21 protein-coding genes are annotated in these 20,040 nt (G+C 64.1%); 14 read left to right on the forward strand and 7 right to left on the reverse strand.

Features of this window, described 5'->3' with window-relative positions; all coding sequences use genetic code 11:
• Positions 1-97 precede the first annotated feature (97 nt).
• The 12 genes from AAA969_RS14060 to AAA969_RS14115 all read left to right on the forward strand — a co-directional run bounded on the left by AAA969_RS14060 (position 98) and on the right by AAA969_RS14115 (position 11,472).
• Positions 98-619, forward strand: a complete 522-nt coding sequence (locus tag AAA969_RS14060) for a carboxymuconolactone decarboxylase family protein (protein WP_338246803.1) — start codon at positions 98-100, stop codon at positions 617-619.
• Positions 620-752: 133 nt separating this feature from the next.
• On the forward strand, positions 753-1,049 hold the full coding sequence (locus AAA969_RS14065) for a hypothetical protein (RefSeq protein ID WP_338246805.1): 297 nt from the start codon (positions 753-755) through the stop codon (positions 1,047-1,049).
• A gap of 98 nt (positions 1,050-1,147) precedes the next feature.
• Positions 1,148-2,422 carry a dicarboxylate/amino acid:cation symporter gene (locus AAA969_RS14070; RefSeq protein ID WP_338246807.1) on the forward strand — a complete coding sequence of 425 codons (1,275 nt, stop codon included), beginning with the start codon at positions 1,148-1,150 and terminating at the stop codon, positions 2,420-2,422.
• A gap of 189 nt (positions 2,423-2,611) precedes the next feature.
• Positions 2,612-2,974: a hypothetical protein gene (locus AAA969_RS14075; protein ID WP_338246810.1), complete on the forward strand. Its 363-nt coding sequence runs from the start codon at positions 2,612-2,614 to the stop codon at positions 2,972-2,974.
• A 369-nt stretch (positions 2,975-3,343) separates the two neighbouring features.
• Positions 3,344-3,529: a hypothetical protein gene (locus AAA969_RS14080; protein WP_338246812.1), complete on the forward strand. Its 186-nt coding sequence runs from the start codon at positions 3,344-3,346 to the stop codon at positions 3,527-3,529.
• Positions 3,530-3,743: 214 nt separating this feature from the next.
• Positions 3,744-5,309: a signal recognition particle protein gene (gene ffh / locus AAA969_RS14085; protein WP_338246815.1), complete on the forward strand. Its 1,566-nt coding sequence runs from the start codon at positions 3,744-3,746 to the stop codon at positions 5,307-5,309.
• 36 nt (positions 5,310-5,345) lie between these two features.
• Positions 5,346-5,798 carry a 30S ribosomal protein S16 gene (gene rpsP / locus AAA969_RS14090; protein WP_338246818.1) on the forward strand — a complete coding sequence of 151 codons (453 nt, stop codon included), beginning with the start codon at positions 5,346-5,348 and terminating at the stop codon, positions 5,796-5,798.
• A gap of 60 nt (positions 5,799-5,858) precedes the next feature.
• Positions 5,859-6,413, forward strand: a complete 555-nt coding sequence (rimM, locus tag AAA969_RS14095) for a ribosome maturation factor RimM (protein WP_338246821.1) — start codon at positions 5,859-5,861, stop codon at positions 6,411-6,413.
• Entirely contained in the window at positions 6,410-7,150 is a 741-nt protein-coding gene (gene trmD, locus AAA969_RS14100; protein WP_338246823.1) for a tRNA (guanosine(37)-N1)-methyltransferase TrmD, read from the forward strand. Before rimM ends, trmD begins: the two co-directional genes overlap by 4 nt.
• Positions 7,147-7,545, forward strand: a complete 399-nt coding sequence (gene rplS / locus AAA969_RS14105; RefSeq protein ID WP_338246825.1) for a 50S ribosomal protein L19 — start codon at positions 7,147-7,149, stop codon at positions 7,543-7,545. Before trmD ends, rplS begins: the two co-directional genes overlap by 4 nt.
• A 201-nt stretch (positions 7,546-7,746) precedes the next feature.
• Positions 7,747-9,357, forward strand: coding sequence for a tetratricopeptide repeat-containing sulfotransferase family protein (locus AAA969_RS14110; protein WP_338246827.1), 1,611 nt, complete (start codon positions 7,747-7,749; stop codon positions 9,355-9,357).
• Positions 9,358-9,417: 60 nt separating this feature from the next.
• On the forward strand, positions 9,418-11,472 hold the full coding sequence (locus AAA969_RS14115) for a DUF3857 domain-containing transglutaminase family protein (protein WP_338246828.1): 2,055 nt from the start codon (positions 9,418-9,420) through the stop codon (positions 11,470-11,472).
• 3 nt (positions 11,473-11,475) lie between these two features.
• Here the strand turns inward: AAA969_RS14115 and AAA969_RS14120 are convergent, their stop codons facing one another.
• Positions 11,476-11,874, reverse strand: a complete 399-nt coding sequence (locus AAA969_RS14120; protein ID WP_338246830.1) for a metallopeptidase family protein — start codon at positions 11,872-11,874, stop codon at positions 11,476-11,478.
• A gap of 109 nt (positions 11,875-11,983) precedes the next feature.
• Between AAA969_RS14120 and AAA969_RS14125 the strand changes: the two genes are divergently transcribed.
• Positions 11,984-13,972, forward strand: coding sequence for a DUF3857 domain-containing transglutaminase family protein (locus AAA969_RS14125; protein WP_338246832.1), 1,989 nt, complete (start codon positions 11,984-11,986; stop codon positions 13,970-13,972).
• A gap of 42 nt (positions 13,973-14,014) precedes the next feature.
• Positions 14,015-14,494: an MmcB family DNA repair protein gene (locus AAA969_RS14130; protein ID WP_338246834.1), complete on the forward strand. Its 480-nt coding sequence runs from the start codon at positions 14,015-14,017 to the stop codon at positions 14,492-14,494.
• Here the strand turns inward: AAA969_RS14130 and AAA969_RS14135 are convergent.
• The 6 genes from AAA969_RS14135 to AAA969_RS14160 form a co-directional block, all read right to left on the reverse strand.
• Positions 14,491-15,180 (reverse strand): DJ-1/PfpI family protein, encoded by a 690-nt coding sequence (locus AAA969_RS14135; RefSeq protein ID WP_338246836.1) that lies wholly within the window; start codon positions 15,178-15,180, stop codon positions 14,491-14,493. The genes AAA969_RS14130 and AAA969_RS14135 overlap by 4 nt on opposite strands.
• A gap of 77 nt (positions 15,181-15,257) precedes the next feature.
• Positions 15,258-15,635, reverse strand: a complete 378-nt coding sequence (locus tag AAA969_RS14140) for a VOC family protein (RefSeq protein WP_338246838.1) — start codon at positions 15,633-15,635, stop codon at positions 15,258-15,260.
• The gene (locus AAA969_RS14145; protein ID WP_338246840.1) at positions 15,625-16,671 is read right to left on the reverse strand and encodes a DUF4340 domain-containing protein; all 1,047 of its coding nucleotides are present in this window, start codon (positions 16,669-16,671) and stop codon (positions 15,625-15,627) included. Before AAA969_RS14145 ends, AAA969_RS14140 begins: the two co-directional genes overlap by 11 nt.
• Positions 16,668-18,512: a GldG family protein gene (locus AAA969_RS14150; protein ID WP_338246842.1), complete on the reverse strand. Its 1,845-nt coding sequence runs from the start codon at positions 18,510-18,512 to the stop codon at positions 16,668-16,670. The genes AAA969_RS14145 and AAA969_RS14150 overlap by 4 nt, the downstream gene beginning before the upstream one ends.
• Complete coding sequence (locus AAA969_RS14155) at positions 18,509-19,249, reverse strand: ABC transporter permease (RefSeq protein ID WP_425325060.1); 741 nt, start codon at positions 19,247-19,249, stop codon at positions 18,509-18,511. The genes AAA969_RS14150 and AAA969_RS14155 overlap by 4 nt, the downstream gene beginning before the upstream one ends.
• Positions 19,249-19,986 (reverse strand): ABC transporter ATP-binding protein, encoded by a 738-nt coding sequence (locus AAA969_RS14160; RefSeq protein ID WP_338246846.1) that lies wholly within the window; start codon positions 19,984-19,986, stop codon positions 19,249-19,251. Before AAA969_RS14160 ends, AAA969_RS14155 begins: the two co-directional genes overlap by 1 nt.
• Positions 19,987-20,040: the final 54 nt, after the last annotated feature.

Below are 20,040 nucleotides of genomic sequence, written 5' to 3' on the forward strand. Positions count from 1 at the left end.
CCCGAACATCCCTGGACACTGTCTCTATCCGGCCGGGAGATGAAACGCCCCACGCTGCAAATGCGTCTCACAATCAAAGCAACAACAGGAGCGCGACATGTCGCTTGATGCACTGAAGAACGAGCTTCCCGAGTACGCCAAGGACCTGAAGCTCAACCTGTCCTCGCTGGCCCGCGAGACTGATCTCGATGATCAGAAGAAGTGGGGCACCTTCCTCGCCTCCGCGCACGCCATCGGCGAGCCGAAGACCCTGGCCGCCATCACGGCCGAAGCCGAAGCCCGTCTCAGCCCCGAGGCGATCAACGCCGCCAAGGCCGCATCCGCCATCATGGGCATGAACAATGTCTATTACCGCTTCGTCCACCTGGCGAAGAACAAGGAATACGGCACGCTGCCGGCCAAGCTGCGCATGAACATTCTCGCCAATCCGGGCGTCGACAAGGCCGATTTCGAACTCTGGTCCCTGGCCGTCTCGGCGATCAATGGCTGCGGCCTTTGCATCGACAGCCACGAAGTCGAACTGCGCAAGCACAGCCTGACCACGACCCAGATCCAGGCCGCGGTCCGGATCGGCGCCACCGTCAATGCCATCGCCGCTGTCATGGCCGCCGAGAGGTGAGGTTATGCACTTGGTGCGCTGCGGGAGTGGGCCTGAAAACCCACTCCCAAAATGTTGAAAAACGGCTTCTAAAGGGGGTTACTCACAGGCCCGTTGCATCTTTTAAATAAGTCCGTATAATGAACGTATGTCGATGATAGATCATACGTTCGATCCGCTCCCGCGTCGCACCAGTCGCACGGACCATGATGTCCGCGGCGGACAAATCTGGTTTTCACGCGATACGATCAACAAGGCCCGCAGTTATGACGATGTGTCGTGGCTGCAGGTGTCCCGCACGGCCCAGATCGGCGCCGGCCTGGCGCTGACCGGTCTGCTTCTGGGTAGCGGCCAGCTTGGCTCGCTGCTGATCCTCGCCGGAATCGCCGGGATCGCTGTCAACATGCCGGCCATGATCCTGAAGGCCGCCTACAGCGCGAAAGCCAGCTGAGCCCCACCACCCCGAAAGATTGACCCCGTCCGCGCACCCTCTAGTGTGCGATGAAATCAGCGCGCCCGTGCGGCGCACCTGAATCGGGGAGAGACTTCATGGGCTGGTGGTTCAAGATCAAATTGTGGCAGCGCGTTCTGGCGGCCTTGGTGCTGGGTGTCGCCTTTGGCCTGATCGCCTCGAACACGATGGGCCAGGACGCTGCGACCGCCTTCATTGATACATGGATCCGCCCGGTCGGCCTGCTCTTCATCAATCTGATCCGGATGCTGATCGTTCCGCTGATCTTCACCACGCTGGTCGCTGGTGTGATCGCGATGGGCAAGCCATCAAAGCTCGGCTCCCTCGGGGTCAAGACCATCCTGCTGTATCTGGCCACGACCTTCTTCGCGAACGTGATAGGCCTGACCTTCGGTGCCATTTTCCGCCCGGGCGATGGCGTCGACCTGGCCGGCGTCGAGGCTGTCGCGGTCAATACGGACCCACCGTCGATTACCGACCGCCTGCTCGAGATTGTCCCGACCAATCCGATTGCCGCCCTCGCCGACGGCGATGTGCTGGCGATCATCTTCTTTTCGCTTTTCCTCGGCGTCGCCATCCTGTCTACCGGCGCCGCCGGCAAGCCGCTCGGCGACCTCTTCAATTCGGCCTCTGAAGTCGTGTTGAAGATCACCCACTATGTGATGGAAGTGGCCCCGTTCGGCGTTTTCGCGCTGGTCAGCTATACGGCTGCCAGCCAAGGCCTTGAGGCCCTTCAAGCCATCCTTGTCCTGATCGTCGCCGTTTACCTGGGACTGATCGCGCATGCGATCATCACGTATGGCATTCTGATCCGCGTCATTCTCAACCTGCCTCTGGTGCGCTTCTTCCGCGGCATGACGGACCCGATCGCGGTGGCGTATTCGACGGCCTCGTCCTCGGCGACCCTGCCGGTCACGATCGCGGCGGCCTCGGACAATCTGGGAATCAAGAAGTCGGTCGCCGGTTCGGTCCTGCCCCTGGGCGCGACCATCAACATGGACGGCACCGCGCTTTATCTTGGCATATTGGCGCTCTTCACAGCCCAGGCCTTTGGCTATGACCTGACCTTCCTGAACTATGTGATGATCGCCTTCACGGCGGCCATTGTCTCGATCGGCGCGGCAGGTATTCCGTCCGCTTCGCTCTTCCTGCTCGCCATTGTTCTGGAAACCTTCGGCGTGACGCCGGAGCATACGGCGATTGTGGTCGGCTTCATCCTGCCGGTCGACCGGATCATGGACATGGCCCGCACGGCCGTGAATGTGACCGGTGATGCTGCTGTCGCGACGGCGGTCGCCAAGTGGGAAGGCGAGCTGGACGAGGAACGCTTCCGCGACCCGGCCGTGATCTAGTCAGGCAGCCGATGCCAACCTGACCGGAGACAATATCAGAGACCCGGCCCGCCCGGGCTCTGATGCCGGGTGGCCCCGTCGTTAAAAGCTTGTCTCAGGGATGCGGCTGGAGCGATGTCCAGCGGACGGCGTTGATCCGCTGGCCTGCCGCAGCCGTAAAGCCTGCATCAGCAAGAGCGAGGCCGTCCCGTGAGCATTCTGATCCGACTTCTGTCCGCCATCGGCACCCTCGCCCTCGGCGCTCTCATCGTCTGGGCCGTACAGGCCGGCGATTTCGGCGCGGCAGGCGCCTGGCTGGTCGGGCACCCCTGGGGCATTGTCACCCTGACCGATCTCTATTTCGGCTTTCTGATCGCGGCCGTTTTCATCGCGCTCATCGAGGACGACTGGCGCTGGACTCTGTTCTGGATCCTGCCGATCCCGATACTCGGCAATGTCTGGACAGGTCTCTGGCTGTGCCTGCGCGCCGGCCGGCTCCTGTCGCGTCTGCGGCGCTCGAATGGCCGGACGGAGACTTTTTCGAATTCGGAGCCATCCAGTCCGGCGGACTGACCGTATATGCTCGTGTCCCAGAGCGGATGCGGGCTTGCCCTCCAAACACCGCCTCCTCTCGTTCCGGCTCCGGCTCTGTCCCTTCGTCTGTCCCCGACGGGGCAGGCCGGCGCCACTTCCCCCGATAGAGAGACCGTGAATGCCGGCGCCGCGCCTGGGATTAGTTGATACCTGACAAGCCGTTGTATCCGGCGCGGCAAGTCCCATATTGGCGACACAATTCCACGCTAATCGATGAAAATTGGTTGGAGCGTGTTCCATCCTTCTTAACGATAAGCGCACGTGAAACCCGCCGGGTAGGGGTCCATTAAGGGACTCAGGTCTGAAATAACCAGCGTAAACAGGCGGGCACTGCGCCCCGAGGACATCATGGCCAAGGCACAATTCGCAATCAGCATGCTCGCAAAGACAGCCCTTCTGTGGCTGACTGCGGCGCTGATCTTTGCGTCGCTTTTCGGCGCCATGCTGTCAGCCCGCCCGGATCGCCCGGGGCTGACCTTCTCGCAGGCCCAGCCGGCTCTGACGACGCATGATCGGAGCGCCGGCGCGCGCTAGCGTCAGTCAGGCCCGACTGTCGGGAAACCGACACCAGCTTGACTCTTTTCCACACGCCACGTACTAGCCCCGCTTCATCATGCAAGCATCACGCTTGTCTTACCGGCACATCCGCCCCACGTGGCGAGGGAGGTCGGCGAGAACCCTGCTCGGCGAAGGTTTCGCTCAGCGGGGCCGCTTTGCTTTGCATTGATGGCGATGGATTGAGGTTTTGATGTTCGACACACTCACAGAACGACTTGGCGGCGTTTTCGACAAGCTCACCGGCCGTGGTGTGCTGTCCGAAAAGGATGTCGATGCGGCGCTGCGCGAAATCCGCGTCGCCCTGCTCGAGGCCGATGTCGCCCTGGACGTTGTGAAGGCGGCGACCAAGCAGATCCGTGAGCGCGCGGTTGGCGAGGACGTCATCCGCGCCGTCTCGCCGGGCCAGCAAGTCGTCAAGATCGTCCATGACGCCCTGGTCGACCTGCTCGGCGGCGAGGGTGAGCCGGTCGGCCTGTCGCTCGACGGCGAGCCGCCGATTGCCATCCTGATGGCCGGCCTGCAGGGCTCCGGTAAAACCACGACCTCGGCCAAGCTGGCCAAGCGCATCCAGGAAACCCGCAAGAAGAAAGTCCTGCTGGCTTCCCTCGACACCCGCCGCCCGGCGGCGATGGAGCAGCTGCAGCAGCTGGCCGGCCAGATCGACGTTGCCTTCCTGCCGATCGTCCCGAACCAGCGCGCCGTCGACATCGCGAAACGCGCCATGAGCGCGGGCAAGCTGCAGGGCTTTGACGTCGTCATCCTCGATACCGCCGGCCGCACCTCGATCGACGAGGACATGATGTCCGAGGTGAACGAGATCGCCCGGATCACCCACCCGCACGAGACGCTGCTGGTCGCTGACGCCCTGACCGGTCAGGACGCCGTCGAGACCGCGCGCCGCTTCCATGAGCGCCTGCCGCTGACCGGCCTGGTGCTGACCCGTATGGATGGCGATGGCCGCGGCGGTGCGGCGCTGTCGATGCGCCATGTCACCGGCCTGCCGATCAAGTTTCTTGGTGTCTCGGAAAAGCCCGACGGGCTGGACGCCTTCGACGCCAAGCGCGTCGCCGGTCGCATACTCGGTCGCGGCGACATCATCTCGCTGGTCGAGAAAGCCGCCCAGAATGTCGACGAGGAAAAAGCCGCCCGCATGGCCAGGAAGATGGCCAAGGGCAAGTTCGACCTCGACGATCTGCGCGAGCAGTTTAGCCAGCTCAAGACCATGGGCGGGCTCGGAGGGATCATGGGCATGCTGCCGGGCATGAACAAGAAGATGCAGGCCCAGGCGGCCGCCGCCGGCATGGACGACAAGATGCTGACCCGCCAGGAAGCCATCATCCAGTCGATGACGCGCCAGGAGCGCGCCAAGCCGGAAATTCTCAAGGCGAGCCGCAAGAAGCGCATCGCCGCTGGCTCCGGCGTTACCGTCGCCGACGTCAACAAGCTGATCAAGATGCACCGCCAGATGGCGGACATGATGAAGAAGGCCTCCAAAGGCGGTCGTGGCGGCCTCGCCGGCATGATGGGTGGTATGGGCGGCGGCATGCCACCGGGCATGGGCGGCCAGATGGGCGGCATGAACCCGGCCGATATGGGCCGCGCCACCCGGGACCTCCTCGGCGGCAAGGCGCCTTCGGGCAGCCAGCTGCCCGGCCTTGGCACCTCGAACAATACGAAATCGGGCAGCCTGCCCGGGCTGGGCGGCGGTGGACCGCTCGGACCGGATGGTCTGCCGCTGGGCTTGCCCAAGAAATAATCCCGTTATCCAAAGACCAAACTGAAGGAATACCCCATGTCTCTGAAAATCCGTCTCGCCCGTGGTGGCGCCAAGAAGCGTCCCTACTACCGTATCGTCGTTGCTGACAGCCGTTCGCCGCGCGATGGCCGCTTCATCGAAAAGATCGGCTCCTACAACCCGATGCTCCCGAAGGACGGCGAACGCGTCCAGCTGGACATGGAAAAAGTGAAGGCCTGGCTCGCCAAGGGCGCCAAGCCGACCGATCGCGTGGGCCGCTTCATCCACCAGATCGAAGCCGATGCGTGGGCCTGGGAAGCCGGCAACAACCCGAAGAAGGCCGAGCCGGGCCAGAAAGCCAAGGAACTCGCCGCCGAGAAGGCCGAGAAGGAAGCTGACCGCAAGGCTGCCGAAGAAGAAGCCAAGGCTGCTGCCGAAGCACCCGCCGAGGAAGCCGCTGCTGAAGCTCCGGCTGAAGAGGCTGCTGCCGAAGAAGAAAAGTCCGAATAGGACTTTCCCGTGATTGGCCCCCTCCGCGCGGAGGGGGCCGCTCCGACCGGACATCGCCCCATGATCACGCCCGCCGACGATCTCGTCTTCATTGCCGCCCTCGCCGGGGCACACGGCGTGAAGGGCGAATGCAAGGCCAAGAGCTTTGCCGGCAATCCGGCCGACGCCTTTGCCTATGGCCCGTTTCTCGATGCCGACGGCAAGCCCTTCCTGACCCCGAAATCAGCGCGTCCGGTGAAGGACGGTTTCATCGTCCGCTTTGCCGAACCGCTCGATCGCGACCAGGCTCATGCGCTCAAAGGCACGCGCCTCTACATCCCGCGTTCGGCCCTGCCGGCGCTCGAGGATGACGAATTCTACCACGCCGACCTGCTCGGCCTGAAAGTCCAGAGCCTCGACGGTGCCCCCATGGGCACGCTGAAGGCCGTCCATGATTTCGGGTCCGGCGACCTGCTGGAAATCACCGGAACGCCCGACCGAAACGGCAGCTGGATGCTCCCCTTCACCCGCGAATTCGTCCCGCATGTCTCGCTGAGTGAGGGTGTGGTGACGATCGACCCGCCGGAGGATGTCGGCTCGAAGGCCGAGGAAGAGGCGGGCGACGGCGCGCCATGACTGACGCCACCCGCCCTTCCCTGCCTTGGACCGCGACCGCGGTCACCCTGTTCCCGGATGCCTTTCCGGGCCCCTTGGGTGTTTCGCTGATTGCCACAGCTGCGAATCATGGGTTGTGGGCGCTTGAAACTGTGGACATCCGGGATTTTTCCCGTCATAAGCACCGCTCCGTGGACGACACCCCGGCCGGCGGTGGCGCTGGTATGGTGCTCAGGCCGGATGTCGCAACGGAGGCGATTGATGCGGTGCAGTCTCGCTGGCAAGGCGGGAAACGACCGTTGATCTACTTGACGCCGCGCGGAAAACCGCTTGCTCAGGCCCGGGTTCGGGAATGGGCGAAGGGTCCGGGCGTTGTCGTGTTTTGCGGACGCTTCGAAGGCCTCGACCAGAGGGTGATCGAAAGCCGCGAAATGGAAGAGGTCAGTGTTGGCGATGCCGTACTGGCCGGGGGCGAGGCGCCCGCGCAGGTTCTCATAGAGGCTTGTGTGCGATTGCTCCCCGGCGTGTTGGGCGACCCGATGTCGACCGAAGACGAGAGTTTCGAGGGTGATCTCCTCGAATATCCTCACTACACGCGACCGCGCGTGTTCGAGGATCAGGAGATCCCGGAAATTCTGCTGTCGGGGCACCATGGCCGTATCGAGGCTTGGCGCCGGGAGCAGGCGGAAAAAATTACGAAGGCGCGTCGCCCCGACCTCTGGACGAGGTACAAGGCCCGCAAGGAGAATGCACGATGAACATGATCGAGCAGCTTGAAAAAGAAGAAGCCGCCCGCGTCCTGGGTGACAAGGAAATTCCGGATTTCAGCGCCGGCGATACGCTGCGCGTCCATGTTCGCATCAAGGAAGGCGAACGTGAGCGGATCCAGGTTTTCGAAGGCGTCTGCATCGCCCGCAATGGCGGTGGCCTGAACGAGAGCTATACCGTCCGCAAGATCTCCTTCGGTGAAGGCGTCGAGCGCGTTTTCCCGCTCTACTCGCCGAATGTCGAGCAGATCGAGATCAAGCGTAAGGGCAAGGTCCGCCGCGCGAAGCTCTACTATCTGCGTGATCGTCGCGGCAAGTCGGCCCGTATCGCCGAGCGTGTCTCCGGTCGCGGCATCGTCAAGCGCGAGCCGAAGAAGAAGGACTAGCTCCCTCCTCTTTCGCGACTGCGAACCCGAAAAACCCCGTCAGCTCGTCTGGCGGGGTTTTTTCTTGGCTCGATATCGCGACACGCTCGCTCCTGCTGCCCTCGGGGTGTCGTGCCGACTGGTCCGGTACCGGTTTCTGTGGCGGAATGGCCGCCTTGATCCGATCGACCGCATGAACACAGGACCGCCACCGAGATGTCGATGACGCCCCAAGAAGCCTTTACCCGCTCCCAGACCGGTTTTGCGGCCTATCGCGACCACCGCTTCGTGGATGCGGAGTCGGTCGCCGACGCCATTCTGGCCGCGCTCCCGCGGGATCCGAACGGGCTCTATTTGAAGGCTATCTGCCGCCGTGCCCGCCAGGACCCGACAGCGGCCCTGCTCTGGATCAAACAGGCCTGCGAGGCCGCTCCGGGGCAAATGGGCTTCGAGCTCGCAGCGGCCCAGATCCTCGGTGACCTGCGTGAATATGAGAGCGCCCGCACCCGCTTTGCGGCGATCTGCGAGACTTTCCCGGCAGCACCCGAGCCATACCTGCTGCGCGGACTCATGGAACGCCAGGCCGGTGATCTGGGCGCGGCACGAGCGGCCTATGAGGCCGCGCTTGAACGACGGGCCGGAGATCTGGACGCGCACCGCGGACTGGCTTGGGTCTGCGAGAACCAGCGCGACTGGCCCAGCGCCCGGCGCCATGGCGATGCCGTGCTCGCCCTTGATCCCGCCGATGCGGGGGCCCTCTCGGCCCGCGCTGGCGCAGACCTCGCGGATGGACAGCCTGCCGAAGCCCGGCAACTCATCGAAGCCCGGTTCGACGCCAGCCGCGCCAACCCGTCGGTCAACGCCTCGGTCTGGCGACGGCTTGGCGATGCCTGCGAGGCAATGGGAGACCACGCCGCGGCCCGTGCCGCCTGGGAAACCGGCTACCGGGCGCTGCGCGATCATCTCGCGCCGGCTGGCCAGTTCCTCGACGAGCTGAACGGGCTGGACAGCCTCAAACGCCTTGCCACCGCCTATGCGGCGGTCTCCCCGCCGCAATCCCCGAAAGACGAGGATCGGCGGGCCCCGGTCTTCCTGGTCGGCTTTCCCCGCTCCGGCACCACGCTGCTGGAGCAGATCCTGGCCAGCCATTCGGCCATTACCGCAAGTGATGAAGCGCCTCTGCTCCAGCCGATCCTGGAAGCGGCTGGCGACACGCCGGAGTCGATGCGCCGCTTCATGGCGGCCCTGCCGCATGAGCGCGCTCGCCTGCAGGCGGAGTACTGGCAGCGTGTCGGCGCGCTTGGCGCACCGGCGGACGGTGTCTTCATCGACAAATTGCCGCTCAATCTGGCCTGGCTCGGCGTGATCGGACAGGTTTTCCCCAATGCCCGCATCATCCTCGCCCTTCGTGATCCGCGTGACAGTGTGTTCTCCACCTTCAAGCGGCTTTTCCGGCTGAATACGGCGATGCTGCGAACCTACACGCTTGCTGACACGGTCGCGCTCTATGAGGCCGCCATGACTGCTGGCGAGGCCGGGCGCAGGATCGCACCGGACCTGCGCGTGATCGAAGTCCGCTACGAGGACGTCGTCACGGACATGAAGGAGGAGGTCGCCCGCGTCCTCGCCGCACTCGGCCTCGAATGGGAGAGCGAGATGTCCGATTACCGCGAGCGCTTGTCGCCGACCCTGTCCACACCCTCGGCGGCGCAGGTCGAGCACGCCATTCATGACCGGGCCGTTGGCCTGTGGCGTCATCATGCCGAGGCGCTCGAGCCTTACACCGCCCAGCTGGCGCCGTGGATCGAGCGCTGGGGCTACCCCGCACGCTAATGGTTTCCATTTCCGCATGGGTTGCTATTCTGGTTTGAACAACCAGAAAGGCATCAAATCGTGAGCTCAGCAAACCTGCGCACCTTGACCCTGATGGCTGCACTGGCTGCCTCCTGGATTTATTTTGGCCTGCACTGGCGCGTCGATCATCCGGCGCCGAACGGAAACAGTCCGGAAGATACTGCGGCGACCTCCCGACCGCCCCTGCTGACAAGCCTGACAGCGATCGGTGAGCTGCCGGAAGAAGCGGTCTTCACCGAGACCCCGGATTTCGCAACCACCCTGACGATTCCGGAACGGGGCGGTGAGCGGTTCGAAGCCGAGGGTGGGGTTCGCTACTGGCTCTACCAGGTCGAGCATGACGATACCGGCGCGGACGCTCGGCAATATGTTCGCATGGTTTCCGAACCCGTGAGCACGGCAGGCATCGACCAGGCTGCCAATATCACCATCGTCTTCAATCCCGCCTATGAGCGCCTGGAGTTTCACACCTTGCAGGTGGAACGCGACGGCCTGATCGAGGATCGCTCCGACACCACCACAATCGAATTCGCCCGTCGGGAAACCCGCCTTGAACGACGGATGTTTGATGGTCGCGGCACGGCGATCGTACGCTTCAGTGATATCCGTCTCGGCGACCGTGTCGAGTATTCCTACACCATCACGGGACAAAATCCGGCCCTGCCGGATCATGAAAGCCGCGAGTTTCGCCTTGGTTTTGGGACCCCGGTTGAACAAGTTCTCGTTCGCTCCCGCTGGTCTGCACAAGACGAGCCCCGATACCGGCTCATTGGCCCGGAACCCACCGAAGCGCTTGAGACCGGAGCAGACGGGCAGGCTTATGTCGTGACGTTTGGACCTGTCGCCACGCCGCCTTTTGAGGGCGAACGGGGCGCGCCGGCCTGGGTCCGGCAGGCGCCTGTCCTGCAAACTTCCAATTTCGAGAACTGGGAAGCGGTCTCGCGCTGGTCCGCCCCCTTCTATGCCCCCGAAATCTCTGACCCGGTTGTCGAGATCGCGGACGCCATCCGGGCGGACCATGACACGCCGGAAGCTCAGCTGGTCGCAGCGCTCCGGTTCGTGCAGGACGAGATTCGCTATCTCGCGATAAGCTTTGGCGCCGGCGGATATGTTCCGGCATCACCCTCTGAAACGCTCGACCGCCGCTATGGCGACTGCAAGGCCAAGACGGTGCTTTTGATGGCCGTGCTACAGGCCCTCGGGATCGAGGCAGAGGCCGCTCTAGTTCACACGACGCAGGGGTATGCACTCATGGATACACTGCCGCGATCGTCGGCTTTCAATCACGTCATCGTCCGTGCCGAGCTGGCAGGGACAACCTACTGGCTGGATGGCACACGGAGTGAGCAAGGCGGCCAGCTTGCGACATTGGCCCAACCGGATTTCGGCTGGGCCCTGCCAATCAGTCGGGACGGCCATGCGCCTGTCCTCATGCCGACCCGCGACACGACAGTCCCGAGCATGGAGACGCATGAAACGCTCACAGTGCTCGATAGCAGCGGAGCCGCCCAGGCTGACATCGAGATCCGGGCACGTGGCAGAGGCGCGGACCAGATGCGGGCCGGGATCGCCCGGGCCGGGCGCGCTGACATGGAGACACGGGTCCTGAACGGCTATCAGGCCCGGTTCGGTGTTGTCGCGACGCGATCGGACCTGACCGTCGAGGATGATCGCGAGACAAACGAAATCCGCCTGCACATGGCGATCGATATCGAGCGCGCGATCAGCGAGCACGAAGATGGGGAGCGTGAACAACTTGTCGGCCAGGTCCCGCTACGCAGCCCGGGGCGCGGGAATGTCGAACGGGACCGCGTGTTTCCGCTCAGCCTTGGAGAGCCCGGCCGCCAGATCGCGCGCGTCACCCTGAATCTTCCCGACGCCTTCTCTGACTGGGAAATCTCGCCAGCCTCGCGGCAGCTGAATGTCGACGGGATAGAGTTTTCTCTGACACAGGCGAGAACCGGTAACCAGGTCACTCTCGGCTACGATCTCCATGTGGACCGGCGGGCCGTACCGACAGAGCAGGCCGATGCGGCCAAAGACGCGTCGGACCAGATCGGACAACTCACACGCTGGTCCCTCGTCTCGCCCTGACGGTCAGCCCTCATCCTCGATCCGGTGCATGTCCTCGTCGGACAGCCCGAAATGGTGACCGATCTCGTGCACAAGCACATGAGTGACCAGTTCGCCAAGTGTTATCGCCCCGTGGTCCGCCCATTCATCAAGGATCGGTCGGCGGAAGAGAATGACACGATCCGGCTCGGGTGACGGGTCGTAGACGGATTTCTGCGACAGGTCGACGCCAATATAGACACCGGTCAGCTCAAAGGGGTCGGACAGTCCGACCGCGGCGAGCGTCTCGGCATCCGCAAAATCAGCCACGAAGATTTCCAGCCCCTCGCACAGGCGTCGCATCGGCGCCGGCAGGCTCTCATAAGCCGAGACGGCGAGGGTCTCGAAGTCTTCCAAGCTCGGCGGCAATCGGTCAGCGATCATCTCGGGGCCCTGCAATCTGCGAAAACATGAGTGTGAACGTCGGCTGGGCGCTTGCACAGGCTGGCTGTCACCCTAATCTGGCACAATCACAGGGGGCGTGGGGTTGACGATGTTGCGTAGTATCTTGTTCGGGTGCGTTCTGGTTCTGACCGGTCCGTTGGTGGCCTGGTCACAAGCCGCGCCGCCCACAATTGCAGCCCCGATTCCCGCCGCTGCGACCTTCGGCTCACCACCCGCCTTCGTCGAGGAGGTCGAGCCACAAGACCCCGAGCGCGCCGTTTTCGAGAGCTTCGGCGGTGTCCGTTATCTGCTGGTCGATGACCAGCATGATGCCCGGGGCGAGGACCCAGCCCTGTATATCCGTCGGGTCCGCGAGGCCGCGAACACATCAGGCATCGAAACCCTCGCCAGCTTCGAGGTCAGTTTCGATCCATCCTATGAGCGGGTTGTCTTTCACCATGTTCGCCTGACCCGGGACGGCGAGACCCTGGACCGCCGGGATCGTACGCAGATCGAATTCGCGCGCCACGAATCCAATCGGGACCGCCAGATGCTGAACGGCGAAGTGACGGCACTGGCCCGGATCGATGATGTCCGGGTCGGCGATATCGTCGACTTCGCCTACACTGTCTACGGATTGAACCCGACATACGGCGGCCGGGACTTTCGCCGCTTCAGCCTCAACTGGGGAATCCCGGTGGAGCGACGGTCGATTCGCTCGATCTGGCCGCGGGGTGAGGCGCGCTATCATGACGTCGCCCCCGGCGAGGCTGAGATCGAGCACATCCGCCGGCGGGACTATGAAGAATTCCGCCTTGAGCCAACCCCGCGCGACGCGATCAATGCGGAACGCGGGACGCCCAATCGCGTGAGCCAATACCCGGTTTTGCGGATATCAAGCTTTGCCGACTGGTCCGATGTGGCAGCCTGGGGCACACCTCTCTTCACCCTCGATCCGGCCGAGCCGGTGCAATCGCTGGCCGCCGAGATCGCCGCTGCCCACGACACGCCGGAAGCCCGGCTCATGGCGGCGCTTCGCTTCGTGCAGGACAATGTCCGATACCTGGCGCTGACCTATGGTGAGGGATCCTATGTTCCGGCCTCGCCTGCCAGTACGCTGGAAACCCGCTATGGCGACTGCAAGGCGAAGACCGCACTCTTGCTGGAACTGGCCCGGGCGCTCGAGTTTGAAGCCGTCCCGGCCCTCGTCAATCTCGGAGCCGGCCGCGGCATTGATCACCGAGAGCCCTCACCGGGTGCTTTCAACCACGTCATCGTTCGCCTGAACCATGATGGCGAGACCTATTGGCTCGACCCGACCCGCTCCTATCAGGGCGGAACGCTGGATGTTGTCTACCAGGCCGATTATGGCTTCGCGCTCCCGCTGAATGGCGGCGATGAGGGCCTTGTCAGCATGGCGCCGGTTGCCGCGCCGTCCGCCAGTACGGTCAATATTCACGAGACGCTCGACATTTCAGGGGGCCGCGACGCGCCGGCCATTCTGTTGGTCGAGACCGTGCTGACCGGCAATGACGCCGACCAGAGCCGGGCTCGGATCGCCCGTGACGGCCTGTCCGGTCTACAGCGGGACTATCTGGACTTCTACAACCAGACCTTTGGTGCCGCCGATTTCGCGGAACCGATCCGGGTAGAGGATGATCTGGACGCCAACCGCCTGGTCATCCGTGAGCGGGTCGAGCTTTTGGACCCGTATGAGGACAGCGACACCTCTGAACTCTACACGATCCGCTATCGCGCCCATGGCATCGGCAACCTGATCGAAAACAATGCCGAACGGCGGCGCGAGACCCCGCTCAATATCTTCCATCCCACGCACACCCGCCATGTCGTGGACCTGGTCCTGACCAATGGCGGAACCGGCTGGACGCTGGCCGACGAACAGACCGAAATCGAAAATGCCGCTTTCCGCTTCAACTATGCCAGCACCCATATGGGTCCGGCCTACCGGATGGAATTCGAGATCGAGAGCCTTGCCCACGATGTCCCGCCCGAAGACGCCCTTGAGGTCTTGCAGGACCACCGGAGCATGATCAGCAATACCTATTACGGCTTCGATCTGAGCGATCCGGTGGAGTAGGCGCCTCTTGTGGCGCGAACAAATATGGAACAGACTGGCCTCATGATTCTTGAGACGGTCGCCTCCAACGCCAATCCGGACATCGATGACGCCCGGGCGCTGATGCGCGGAGCGGCACGCCTGCTCTGGCATATGGGCTACAGCGCCATACCCGAATTCATCCTGCCGGATGGACGGCGCGCCGATATCGCGGCGCTCGGTCGCAAGGGTGAGATCACCATTATCGAGATCAAGTCCGGCATCGCCGATTTCCGGGCCGATACCAAATGGACCAATTATGCCGGCTATTGCGACCGGCTCTACTTCGCCGTCTCACAGCGCTTTCCGCATGATGTCATCCCGGAGGATGCCGGCTTGATCATCGCGGACGGGTTTGGCGGTGCCATCGTGCGCGAGAGCCCGGCTCTCACCCTTGCGCCGGCCCGGCGCAAGGCCCTGACCCTGCGATTTGCCCGCGCCGCGGCCGACCGTCTGATGAGAACCGGCGTGGCGGGACGCGAGAGCGGGACCGATCCGGGCTAGGTATCCGAAGCTGCGGTAACCCGGTCGACCACATCGAGAAACGCCTCCCAGCGCGGCGCAAACCGGCTCTCCACCGCGTCCAGAACCGTCGCCGACGCCTTGCCAGGAGATCCGCAATCAAAAGGCGGGGCGGGATCATATTCCAGCCCGAGCTGGATCGAGCGGGCCAGGTCATCGCCGTAGAGCTCGCGAACAATGGTCAGGGCGAAGTCGATCCCGGCAGTCACGCCGCCGCCGGTGAACAGCGAACCATCACGCACCACGCGGGCCTGAACCGCTTCAGCGCCAAAACGGGTCAGGGCGGCATGATAACGCCAATGCGTGGTCGCCTTGCGCCCTGCCAGGAGCCCGGCCGCGCCGAGGACAAAGGCGCCGGTACAGACCGAGGTGACGTACTGGGCTCCGGCCGCCTGTCGGCGCAGAAAATCCAGCGTCGGCGCATCTTCCATCGCCTGATCAACACCCCAGCCGCCCGGTACACAGATCAGATCCAGCTGCGGGCAGTCCTCAAAGGCGGTGTCCGCCAGGATAAAGGGACCGCAGTCGGTGCGGACCGGACCCGCGGCGCGGGCGACGAGATGGATCGAGATGCCCGGAAGCCGGTTAAGCACCTGGAGTGGACCGGTGAAATCGAGTTGGGTCACGTCATCAAACAACAGGAAGCCGATGCGGCGCAGTCGGGTCATGGTCACCTCCGATCCGGGTGTCGCGACACTAGACCGGGCACTACGCGGAAAACATGACAAAGTACGGGCATATGCGGTCAGGCGTCGGGCTTCACCCGCCAGGGTGGGTCGATCCGGTTCTCGCCGCCATGATAGACCTTGATCCGGTGACCATCCGGGTCGAGCAGACTGGCCTCACGCCACAGCCAGCGCTCGTCGCGCGGTTGCGTATCAAAGGCGTAGCCAGCCGCGGTGAGGCGCGCGACAACGGCGTCGACATCCTCGCACTCCAGATAGATGACGGCGCCGGGCCGGACCCTCTCCTCGACGTGAAGGGAGAACGTGGTGTCGCCCTCCGGCGCGAGAAAGCGGCAATAGTCCGGGCTGTCGACAAGCAGCCGGAATCCGAGGCCCTGGTAGAAGGCCTTTGATCGGGCGATCTCGCTGACCGGCAGGGTAACCTGGTTAAGGCGCATCGGCTTCGGTCTCTCTTGGGTCGGCGATACGGTCGAGCGGCCGGATCAGGCGGTCAAGGGTCAGATCCGAAAGCAGGAAGGCCCAACCCTCGGCCGCTGCATTGAGGGCCGCCGCATCGGCGTCTGCCCCATCCGTCACCGCCGTTGCCGTGATCAGGCCCCAGCGCGTTTCACCGAGAGCCTTCACATCGACGCGCACACGCAGACCGGAGAAGGTCTCGGCGGTATGGTGGGCAACGAACTCCCCGCCCAGCCGATCCGCCCGGCGGACGTCGCGAAAGCGGACGCGACCAAGAGCCGAGGCCGGCCCGTCGCCGGCCGCCGCCGTGATCGGCAACCAGCCCGCGGGCTGCCGGAGGGAGAAGTTTCGCGCCGAGACACCAGCCCGGACCAATCGATAAGCGGGGCCGGATTCCGGCTGGATATCGGCCCGGGCAATATCATTCGTACCCAGCGCCAGAAAATCGAGATCAAGCCACGCATCGGCCGGCACCAGGTCCGGTCTCGCGACAGCACCATCGCCCAGCCGCGCGGCGAAAGCGCGGTTTCGCCCCGGTTGGCGGACATAGACCTGTTCACCGCGGGTATCGCCAAGGAGGATATCGGCCACGATGTCAGCCTCTCCATTGCTGACCGTGATCCGCGTGCCACCGCCGGCCTCGCCGGGCGGCGCCAGGCCGAGACGCGCCAGCCGGTCGGGACTGGCCGTGCGGGCACCGACATAGGTCAGCGCGGCAAGATAGGCATCCAGTTCGGCCAGCCGCTCAGGACGAACCGGGTAGAAGTCACGGCTGGGCATGCGCCAGACCCCGTCGACCTGCTCGAGCCGGAAGGTCTCGGAGCCGGATATCTCGATGACGCGGGCAGAGGCGACCGCTTGCGACCAGTCCGGCAGAACCGGGCCACTGACATCGGGGCGCCAGGTCTCTCGCGCATCCAGAAAGGCCGTGGTCACAGCTCCGGCCGTGAGAATCAGGGCCACGGAAGCGGCCATGATCAATTGAGTGCGGCGGCGCTGGTCTGGCACGCGGCTCATGTGCGCCTCCGTCGGCGTCGGACAATCGAGCCGGCGATGCCAAACAGGATGACAAGGGCTGGCGGGACCCCGATCGTCCAGAATTGGAGGTCGGCATTCAGCGCATCGATATCGCGCCGGAAGTCACGTTCGATGCCGCGCAACTCACTCCGGCCCTGCAGGATCTGCTGGCGCAAGCGCATTGCTTCCTCGCGATCACTGGCCCGGGAATCCGACAGCAAGGCCGAGGCTTGGCCACTGCCCAGGAGGGTCGCCAGACGGGCCTGTGCATCGGCAATTTCGGCCTCCAGCGTATCTTGCGCCTCGATATAACGCGCCTCGGCGGCCGAGCGCAGGCCCTCAACCCGCGTCATCGGGCGCAGGGAGGGTGTTCGCGAGCGCAGCCCGACCAGGGCCGGGTCACCCGCCGCCATATCGATCAGATTCAGCGCGAGGGTCAGATTGTCGGCCACATAGGTGCTGCCGGTGCCCGGATCATTGCGGACATAGAAACTGTCATCGAGCCAGTCCGCATCGGCCACAATGGCGATATCGACCGGACCGCCGGCGAAGTCGCGGTGATTGTCCGGCACAAAGGCGATGTCGCCGGCCGGCGGGCCGTCGGGAAAGGCCGTCTCGATCATGCCCGTCACCCGGACTGCGATGACGGGTGGTTCAAGCGCCGGCTGATAATCCTGCAGCAGGGCATCAGGGCCTGGCGCCCCGGCGGCGATGTCGGCATCCAGCAGGGCGCCTTCCGGCGAGGTGGCCAGCAGCGGGGTGATCTCGACATCAGGCAGACTGCCGATCTCAAGCGCACCGGGTGATCCGAAATTGAGGCCGAGATCGAGGGTTGAGGTGGCCAGGTCCGACTGGCTGATCTGGCCTGCCCCGAGCGCAAACCAGAGCGGATAGGCGCGGCGGCGGGCGCGGCCATCAGCCTCCACGATCTCGACCGGAAGGCCGAGCTGGCGATCCATGCTGACCGTCTCCGGATCATAGCCGACACCCCAGCGCGCGAGCAGCGGGCCAAGGTCAGAGGCCCGGCGTGCATTGAGCGGCGGCAGCCCATCCGGCCCGGGGCGCAAGGCCATATGGGCAAGCGGATCAAGGAAAGCGACGATCCGCCCATAGCTGAGGGCGAACTGGTCGACCAGATAGGTCTGCCCCTCACTCAACACACCAGGGTGAAGGATGAGGAGGGCGCTGACATCGGGGATTTGATCGAAATCGCGCGACAGCCAGACCAGATCGTAAGCGGCGTTCAACTCGGCAATGAAGGTATTGGGCGCACCATCATCGGGACTTAGCGGCAATCCGGTCAGCACAGCCAGACGGGGTCGGGCCGGACGCTCGATATCGACGATCAGACGGGTGAGCTCGTACTCGAGGCGGGCCTCGGCCTCTTCGCGGAAGAGCGGGATGATGGCCTGGTCATCGACCGAATTGCGGGCCACCAGACCAAAGAAGAGACGCTCACCGCCATCGGTCGGCATCGGCGTCAGGCCCGCGCCCAGCGCCGCATCCTCATCCGCCGAGAATGGCTCGGGATCGATCTCGGTGACGCGGACCCGCCCCCCGGACCGGTCGGCATAGGCCGCGAGAAACTCACGAACCCGGGTCGCATAGGCCCGGATCGCCGGATATTGCGCGGCCTCGGCACGGGAATAGTAGAAGCGCCATTCCACCGGTTCCTCGAGGCGGTCCATGACCGCCACAGATCCGTCAGACAACCGGTACAGACCGTCCTGGGTCAGATCGAGCCGGGCGCCGCCAAGCCAACGGCCCGCGAGATCGTTTCCGGCGAGGAATATCAGGAGCAGGCTGACCAGCATCAGCGGCAGGAAGAGGGTGCGCTTCATCGCCCGCCTCCACGCCGCTCGGCCACCAGGATGCCGGCGATTGTCAGGGCGACGAGGATCAGGCCGACAAAATAGAGCAGGTCCGCCAGACCGATCACGCCATGGCGGAAAGCATCATAATGCTCGAGCGCGCTCAGTCCGGCGACGAATTCAGACACCACAGCCGGTGCACTCTCACCCAGGGCTGACAGCACGAAGGGCAGGCCGGCCATGGTCAGCAGGAAAGCCACGCCGGTACCCAGCACGAAAGCGACCACCTGGTTGGATGTGGTCGCCGACAGGGCTTGTCCGACCGCCAGATAGCCGCCCGCCATCAACCAGGCACCGAGATAGCCGGTTGCGATCGCGGCATTGTCCGGAGCGCCGAGATAATTGACCGCAATCCACATCGGGAAGGTCAGCACGAGCGCAAAGGCGGCCATCGACCATGCCGCAAGGAATTTACCGCCGGTCGACGCCCAGAGCGGGATCGGCAGCGCCATCAGGAATTCGAGCGTCCCGCGGTCGCGTTCCTCGGCCCAGGCCCGCATCGCCAAAGCGGGCATCAGGACGACGAACAGCCACGGCAGATAATCGAACATCGGCGCGAGATCGGCGCGATTGGTGTCAAAGATGCGACCGATATGAAAGGCAAAGGCCGGCGCACAAAAGGCAAAGACCGCGAGGAAAACATAGGCCAGCGGGGTCTGGAAGTAGGCGGTGAGCTCGCGACGATAGACGGCATGGAGGGCGTGGATCACGCGGCTGCCTCCCCGTCGGTGAGGCCCTGGGTCAGGCTGCGGAAAGCGGACTCAACCGTTTTTTCAGGGCCCGTCGCCGCAAAGGCATTCGGGGTGCCGTCAAACAGCAGCCGACCCTTGTCGATAACGATGGTGCGCGAACAGACAGCGGGAACTTCCTCGAGGATGTGGGTGGAGATGATGATGGCCTTCTCCGGCGCCATGTCCCGGATCAGCTGGCGCACGCCATCTTTCTGGTTAGGGTCGAGCCCGTCGGTCGGCTCGTCGAGGATCAGGACAGCCGGATCGTGGGCGATCGCGGCCGCCAGGGCCGCGCGACGCTTATAGCCCTTGGACAGGGTCCCGATCGGTTGATCGGCCATTTCGCCCAAAGTCGCGCGTTCCAGCGCCAGCCCGGTCGCCCGGGTCAGCGCGCTGCCGGAGAAGCCGCGCGCGCGAAGTCCGAACCGGACAAAGCCACGGGGTGTCATGGCCGGGTAGGCCGGCGCGCCCTCCGGCAGATAACCAAGGCGCGACTGGGCCTCGAGGCGCTGCGCGGTGCAATCATATCCGGCGATGGACGCCGTGCCGCCATCCGGCTCCAGCCCGCCTGCGAGCATGCGCATCGTGGTGGTCTTGCCAGCACCATTGGGACCGAGAAACCCGAGCACTTCACCGCGCTCGAGGGTGAAGCTGACACCATCGACTGCACGGAAGGATCCGAAATCCTTGATGAGATGATCGGCAACCAGCATGTTTCGCAGGGCTCATGATCTGACAGGACTAGCGTTAGCCCGACGCGGAGCGCT

The organism is Maricaulis maris (genome assembly GCF_036322705.1).
Lineage (GTDB): Bacteria > Pseudomonadota > Alphaproteobacteria > Caulobacterales > Maricaulaceae > Maricaulis > Maricaulis maris_B.